This is a genomic window from Streptomyces niveiscabiei, assembly GCF_001419795.1.
GTDB lineage: Bacteria > Actinomycetota > Actinomycetes > Streptomycetales > Streptomycetaceae > Streptomyces > Streptomyces niveiscabiei.
Genome location: NZ_LIRL01000127.1, coordinates 1 through 6965 on the forward strand (window position 1 = coordinate 1; position 6965 = coordinate 6965).

A 6965-nucleotide genomic window follows, 5' to 3' on the forward strand; every position below is an offset into this window, starting at 1 on the left:
GACCCCGCACAGCGCCACCGCCCCCGGCACCATCCGTACCGACGGCATCTCCCGTGCCCCCCAGGGCGCCACGCACACCACCGCGTGCGCCCCCTCCGCCCGTGCGCCCAGGCCGGTGCGCAGCTCTGCCAGCGCCATTTCGCGCTGCCATCCGGCGTCCGCCTCCAGGACGGCCCGGAGTTCCCGGCTCAGGTCGGCCCCGTGCTGGGCCTCGTCGCCGAGGAGGACTCCGATGCGGGCCGTCACCTCCATGGCCGCCGCCAGGCGGGCGTCGTCGAGGGTGGTGGAGTCGAGGAGCCAGACGTAGCCGAGGACGACGCCGTGATGGCGGACGGGGAGGCAGATCCGGCCCCGGTTGACGCCCGCCTCGGGGGTCGGCGGGATACGGACGGGCCCGGTCGCGCGGGTGATGCCGAACCCCTCGAACCACTCCCGTACGGCGGCCGTCGAGCGCCGCGTGAGGATCGAGCGCGCGCGGACGGGGTCGAGGGCGGACGCGTCCAGCTCGGCGTCGCTGTCGTACACGCCGAACGCGATCAGCTCGAAGTCCCGGCTCTCCAGCGTCGCGGGGACGCCGAGGAGGCCGGAGATCTCGTCCACGAGGTCCTGATAGGTCGGGGTCACCCGGCCATTCTGCGCCGACGGGAGCCGGTGTTCATACATCTGTCTGAGATCCCCGCCACGGATGCGTGACACCTGTCGATGGCCCACGATCGGAGAGATCCTTAGGTTCACGGTGACTTGGTGCTTTATGTCTGTGGAGGTGCCCGTGCTGGGTCCCGTGATTCTCGCCGCCTCGCGCAGCGACCGGATGCGCCGCCTGATCTCGGCGGCCCCGGTGACCAGGCAGGTCGTCGACCGGTTCATCCCCGGCGAGACGGTCGACGACGTCGTACCGATCGTCACCGACCTCACCGCGAAGGGCCTCGAACTCACCCTCGACGTCGTCGGCGAGGACATCACGACGCCGCAGCAGGCGACGGCCGCGCGCGACGCCTACCTCCAGCTCCTGGAGCGCCTCGGTGAACTCGGCCTCGGCGAGAAGGCGGAGGTCTCCGTCAAGCTCTCGATGTTCGGCCAGGCCCTCGTGAACGGTCACGTGATCGCTCACGGGAACGTCCGCCGGGTCGTCGAGGCCGCCGACGCGATCGGTACGACGGTGACGCTGGACGCCGAGGACCACACCACCCTCGACTCGATGTTCGCCATCCACACCGACCTGCGCCGCGACTTCCCGAAAACCGGCTGCGTCATCCAGGCGTACCTCTTCCGCACCGAGGCCGACGCCCGCCGCCTCGCCGCGAGCGGCAGCCGCGTACGGCTGGTGAAGGGCGCGTACAAGGAGCCCGCCGAGGTCGCGTACCAGCGGAAACACGAGATCGACAAGGCGTACGTCCGCATCCTGCGCACCCTGATGGACGGCGACTGCTACCCCATGGTCGGCTCCCACGACCCCCGCCTGATCTCCATCGCCCAGGAACTCGCCCACCGCGCCCACCGCAAGCCCGACGAGTACGAGTTCCAGATGCTGTACGGCATCCGCAGCGACGAACACCTGCGCCTGGCCGCCGAAGGCCACCGGATGCGGGTGTACACGGCGTACGGGACCGACTGGTACGGCTACTTCATGCGGCGCCTCGCCGAGAAGCCCGCGAACCTGCGCTTCTTCGCCCGCTCGACGCTGACCAAGCACTGACGTTGTCTCGACAAGCACCGATACCCACAAGGGAGTTGTCCATGGACGCTGTGACCCAGGTCCCCACCCCCGTCAACGAGCCGGTGCGCGGCTATGCCCCCGGCTCGCCCGAACGGGCCCGGCTGGAAGCCAAGTTGAAGGAGCTGGCGGAGAATCCGATCGAGCTGCCCTGCACGATCGGCGGCGAGAAGCGGCTCGGTGGCGGGGACGCCTTCGACGTCGTCCAGCCGCACAACCACCGTGCCGTACTGGGCACTTACCGAGGCGCCACCCAGCAGGACGCCCGGGACGCGATCGACGCGGCTCTCGCCGCTGCCCCGGCCTGGCGGGCGATGGCCTTCGACGACCGTGCCGCGATCATCCTGCGTGCCGCCGAACTCCTCGCCGGACCCTGGCGGGAGACGATCGCCGCGTCGACGATGCTGGGCCAGTCGAAGACCGTGCAGCAGGCCGAGATCGACACGCCCTGCGAACTGGTCGACTTCTGGCGCTTCAACGTCCACTACGCCCGCCAGATCCTCGCCGAGCAGCCCCCGGCGAACTCCCCGGGTGTCTGGAACCGCCTCGACCACCGCCCCCTCGAAGGGTTCGTCTACGCGATCACGCCCTTCAACTTCAGCGCGATCGCCGGGAACCTGCCGACCGCGCCCGCCCTGATGGGCAACGTCGTCGTCTGGAAGCCGTCCCCGACGCAGACCCACGCGGCCGTCCTGCTCATGCGGTTGCTGGAGGAGGCCGGGCTCCCCAAGGGCGTCATCAACCTCGTCACCGGCGACGGCGTCGCCGTCTCCGAAGTCGCCCTGAAACACCGCGACTTGGCCGGCATCCACTTCACCGGCTCGACGAAGACCTTCCAGTACCTGTGGAAGACGGTCGGCGCCAACATCGAGAAGTACCGCTCCTATCCGCGCCTCGTCGGTGAGACCGGCGGCAAGGACTTCGTCGTCGCCCACCCCAGCGCCGACCGCGCGGTCCTCAAGACGGCGCTGACGCGCGGCGCGTTCGAGTACCAGGGCCAGAAGTGCAGCGCGACGTCCCGCGCGTACATCCCGGCGTCCATCTGGAACGACGGCTTCCGCGAGGAGTTCGCCGCCGAGGTCGACTACCTGACCATGGGCGACGTCACCGACCTCGCGAACTTCGTCGGCGCCGTCATCGACGAGCGGGCCTTCGCCAAGAACAAGGCGGCCATCGACCGCGCGAAGACGGACCCGGCCTGCACGATCGTCGCGGGCGGCACGTACGACGACTCGGTGGGCTGGTTCGTCCGCCCGACGGTCGTCGAGTGCACCGACCCGGAGAACGAGGTCTTCCGCACCGAGTACTTCGGCCCGTTCCTCGCCGTGCACGTCTACGAGGACGAGACGTACGACGAGATGCTGACGCAGATGGAGTCGGTCTCCGACTACGCGCTCACCGGCTCCGTCATCGCCGGTGACCGGGCGGCTGCGGCGTACACGATGGAGAAACTCCGGTACGCCGCCGGGAACTTCTACATCAACGACAAGTCCACCGGCGCGGTCGTCGGACAGCAGCCCTTCGGCGGCGGGCGCGCCTCCGGGACCAACGACAAGGCCGGCGCCCCGCAGAACCTCACGCGCTGGACGCTGACCCGGGCCATCAAGGAGACGCTGGTCGCGCCGACCGACTACACGTATCCGCACATGGGCTGACCTGTCCCGGGGTGCGTGCTAACGTCACGCACCCCGGCCCCGACGGCACGCGTGGCGGACCAACTCTGCGGGAAGGCACACGAGATGAGCCCGGAGCCGGTGTCCACAGTCCTCTTCGACCTCGGTGACGTCCTCTTCCGCGACCCGTGGGAGACGCTCCTGCTCACCGAACGCACCGGCCTCGCCGACCGTTTGGGCCTCGACCGTGCGCAAGTCGCCGAGACGGGCCGCAAGTTGTGGCACCGCTTCAGCCTGAGCGAGACCTCCGAGCAGGACTACTGGCGGGCCCTCTCCCGCCGCCTGGGCCAGCCCGTCTCCCCTTTCCTGATACGGGAGTTGGAGGAGGAACTCCTCACCGCGAACCCGGCGGCCGAGACCATGCTGTCCGCCGCCGCGCCGGGCCGCCGCATCGGCATCGTCTCCAACAACACGACGTTCTGGTACGCGAAACAGTCCGGCCGCCTCCGCCTCGACAAGTGGATCGACCCTGCCCTCGTGTTCCTGTCCTGCCGCGAGGGAGTCTCCAAAGGCACAGCGGGAGAGGGCCTGTTCGAGCGCGCGGCGGCCCACCTCGACCCGGCCACGACCCTGATCGTCGAGGACCGCCCCCGCAACGTCGCCCGCGCCCGGTCCGCCGGCTTCCACGCCCTGACGTACTCGTTCTCGGCCTCGTCCGGGGCGATCCCCCCGGACCTGCTGGACACCATCAGGGGATCACGGACTTCCTGATCGCGTCATCGCAGGTCAGGGCGGTGCCGTCTCAGATAGTAGGAAGTCCGAGTAACTGTGCAGACAACAGCGTCTGCGACCCGTAACTTTGTAGGAGCCGAACGTCTCGCTCGACCAAGCGAAGGCGGATGCGAGCCGGGCCCCGACGCAGCCACCCCTGCGGGTCCGACGCTCCCCGCCCGACCGGCGTCTCGTAACCCTCCCTTTGGTGAAGAAGGAGCCGATCACCCATGGCCGAGACGACCGTCCGCCGCCGAGTCCGCCACGTGTCCCGTACCAGCGAGAACGACCGCAAGAACGCCGCAGCCGCCCTTCAGCGGGCCCTCGACCGCCGGGACAACGGCGGCGAGACCGGCCACTGAGGCCGGCCGCGAAACCACCGGGAGCCGCATCCTGGTCGACACGGGGTGTCCGTATCGCGGACGCCCCGTGTCACCCTCTGGGACCCGGAGTAGGGTGCCGACATGTCTCGCAGCATCGATCTCGCAGTGATCCCCGGTGACGGCATCGGGCAGGAAGTCGTGGCCGAAGGCCTCAAGGTCCTCTCCGCCGTCCTCCCCGAGGACGTGAAGCTGGAGACGACGGAGTACGACTTCGGCGCCAAGCGCTACCACGCGACCGGTGAGACCCTCACCGACGCCGACGCCGAAGCCCTCAAGGCGCACGACGCGATCCTGCTCGGCGCGATCGGCGACCCGTCGGTGCCGTCCGGGGTCCTGGAGCGCGGCTTCCTGCTCAAGCTCCGCTTCCTCTTCGACCACCACGTCAACCTGCGCCCCTCGAAGCTGCTCCCCGGCGTCGCCACCCCGCTCGCCGGCCAGCCGGAGATCGACTTCATCGTCGTCCGTGAGGGCACGGAAGGCCCGTACACGGGCAACGGCGGCACCATCCGCAAGGGCACGCCCCACGAGGTCGCCACCGAGGTCTCCGTCAACACCGCGTACGGCGTCGAGCGCGTCGTCCGTGACGCGTTCGCCCGCGCGCAGGCCCGGCCCCGCAAGAAGCTCACGCTGGTCCACAAGAACAACGTGCTGGCCTTCGCCGGGCACCTGTGGACGAACATCTTCAACCAGGTGGCCACCGAGTTCCCCGAGGTCACCACCGAGTACATCCACGTCGACGCGGCGACGATCTACCTCGTCACCGACCCCGCCCGCTTCGACGTCATCGTCACCGACAACCTCTTCGGCGACATCATCACCGACCTCGCGGCGGCCGTCTCCGGCGGCATCGGGGTCGCGGCGTCCGGGAACATCAACCCCTCGGGCGAGTTCCCCTCGATGTTCGAGCCCGTCCACGGCTCGGCCCCCGACATCGCGGGCCAGGGCAAGGCCGACCCCACCGCCACGGTCCTCTCCGTCGCCCTCCTGCTGCGCCACCTCGGCTACGAGGCGGAGGCCGCCCGCGTCGAGGAGGCGGTCAGCGCCGACCTCACCGAGCGGTCCGGCACCCGCACCACCTCCGAGATCGGCGACGCCCTCGCCGTACGCGTAGCCGGATAGGCCCGCGCTGCCGAAGCCGTCGGGTCGCACACCTCGCACCCGGCGGCTTTCGCCATTCCTCCGCCGGGTGAAACCATTACCCCAGGCCGCAAACACCCCGTTTCTCCCGTGCCCGTCGCCGTTCGCGCGATAATCGGACACGGAGCCGCGGAATACGGGAGTGCTGTACGACGGTGCGCGCGGCCGTCACTACAACCGGTGAAGGACAACCACTCATGACGACGCCCACGATCGAGCTCAAGCCGTCCGCCGGCCCCCTGGCCACCGCCGACCGCGAGGCCATCCTGAAGAACCCCGGCTTCGGCCGCCACTTCACCGACCACATGGTGACGATCCGCTGGACCGAGGGCCGCGGCTGGCACGACGGCCAGCTCGTCCCGTACGGCCCGCTCTCCCTCGACCCGGCGACGACGGTCCTGCACTACGCGCAGGAGATCTTCGAGGGCCTCAAGGCGTACCGCCAGCCCGACGGCTCCGTCGCGGTCTTCCGGCCGGAGAAGAACGCGAAGCGGTTCCAGGCGTCCGCGCACCGCCTCGGCATGCCCGAGCTGCCGGTCGAGACGTTCATCGAGGCGTGCGACGCGCTGGTCCGCCAGGACGAGGCGTGGGTCCCGGCGCACGGCGGCGAGGAATCCCTCTACCTGCGCCCGTTCATGATCGCCACGGAGGTCGGCCTCGGCGTCAAACCGGCCAACGAGTACCTCTTCCTCGTCATCGCCTCCCCGGCCGGCGCGTACTTCCCCGGCGGCGTCAAGCCCGTCTCCATCTGGCTCTCCGAGGACCGCGTCCGCGCCGTCCCCGGCGGCATGGGCGACGCGAAGACCGGCGGCAACTACGCGGCGTCCCTCCTCGCCCAGGCCGAGGCCGCGGCCAAGGGCTGCGACCAGGTCTGCTACCTCGACGCCGTCGAGCACAAGTGGGTCGAGGAACTGGGCGGCATGAACCTGTACTTCGTCTACGGCGACAAGATCGTCACCCCGACTCTCACGGGCTCGATCCTGGAAGGCGTCACTCGCGACTCCCTCCTCCAGGTCGCCCGAGACCTCGGCTACTCCTCGGAGGAGTCCCGCGTCTCCATCGACCAATGGCAGCAGGACACCGAGAACGGCACCCTCACCGAGGTCTTCGCCTGCGGCACCGCAGCGGTCATCACCCCGGTCGGCACGGTCAAGCGCGAGGGCAAGGAGTGGCAGCAGTCCGGCGGCGAACCGGGCAAGGTCACCCTGAAACTCCGCGAGGCCCTGCTGAACATCCAGCGCGGAACGACGCAGGACAAGCACAACTGGATGCACAAGATCGCAGAGTGACGGTTCAAGTGGGCGGGGAGTAGTTGTCTTTCAGGGGCGCGGGGAACTGCGCGAGAAA

General features: G+C 69.5%; 6 protein-coding genes and 1 pseudogene. 6 read left to right on the top strand and 1 reads right to left on the bottom strand.

The window, feature by feature from the left end:
- Positions 1 to 663 (bottom strand): annotated as a pseudogene (locus tag AOK24_RS07175) (PucR family transcriptional regulator); the annotation flags it as partial.
- A 106-nt stretch (positions 664 to 769) separates the two neighbouring features.
- Here AOK24_RS07175 and AOK24_RS07180 point away from each other — a divergent pair.
- The 6 genes from AOK24_RS07180 (at position 770) to AOK24_RS07200 (ending at position 6907) form a co-directional block, all read left to right on the top strand.
- Positions 770 to 1696, top strand: a complete 927-nt coding sequence (locus AOK24_RS07180) for a proline dehydrogenase family protein (protein WP_055719205.1) — start codon at positions 770 to 772, stop codon at positions 1694 to 1696.
- Between the two features lie 41 nt (positions 1697 to 1737).
- On the top strand, positions 1738 to 3369 hold the full coding sequence (gene pruA, locus AOK24_RS07185; protein WP_055719206.1) for an L-glutamate gamma-semialdehyde dehydrogenase: 1632 nt from the start codon (positions 1738 to 1740) through the stop codon (positions 3367 to 3369).
- A gap of 99 nt (positions 3370 to 3468) precedes the next feature.
- Positions 3469 to 4098, top strand: coding sequence for an HAD family hydrolase (locus tag AOK24_RS07190; protein ID WP_159051810.1), 630 nt, complete (start codon positions 3469 to 3471; stop codon positions 4096 to 4098).
- Between the two features lie 230 nt (positions 4099 to 4328).
- A complete protein-coding gene (locus AOK24_RS52240) occupies positions 4329 to 4460 on the top strand; it encodes a hypothetical protein (protein WP_010356915.1) in 132 nt (43 codons plus the stop codon).
- 102 nt (positions 4461 to 4562) lie between these two features.
- The gene (locus AOK24_RS07195; RefSeq protein WP_055719208.1) at positions 4563 to 5600 is read left to right on the top strand and encodes a 3-isopropylmalate dehydrogenase; all 1038 of its coding nucleotides are present in this window, start codon (positions 4563 to 4565) and stop codon (positions 5598 to 5600) included.
- Positions 5601 to 5815: 215 nt separating this feature from the next.
- Positions 5816 to 6907: a branched-chain amino acid aminotransferase gene (locus AOK24_RS07200; protein ID WP_055719209.1), complete on the top strand. Its 1092-nt coding sequence runs from the start codon at positions 5816 to 5818 to the stop codon at positions 6905 to 6907.
- The last annotated feature ends 58 nt before the right edge of the window (positions 6908 to 6965 follow it).

What these genes read in the sequence shown, in the direction of transcription:
- AOK24_RS52240 (WP_010356915.1), top strand. Translation starts at nt 4,329, where the DNA reads ATGGCCGAGACGACCGTCCGCCGCCGAGTCCGCCACGTGTCCCGTACC.
- pruA (WP_055719206.1), top strand. Translation starts at nt 1,738, where the DNA reads ATGGACGCTGTGACCCAGGTCCCCACCCCCGTCAACGAGCCGGTGCGC.
- AOK24_RS07195 (WP_055719208.1), top strand. Translation starts at nt 4,563, where the DNA reads ATGTCTCGCAGCATCGATCTCGCAGTGATCCCCGGTGACGGCATCGGG.
- AOK24_RS07200 (WP_055719209.1), top strand. Translation starts at nt 5,816, where the DNA reads ATGACGACGCCCACGATCGAGCTCAAGCCGTCCGCCGGCCCCCTGGCC.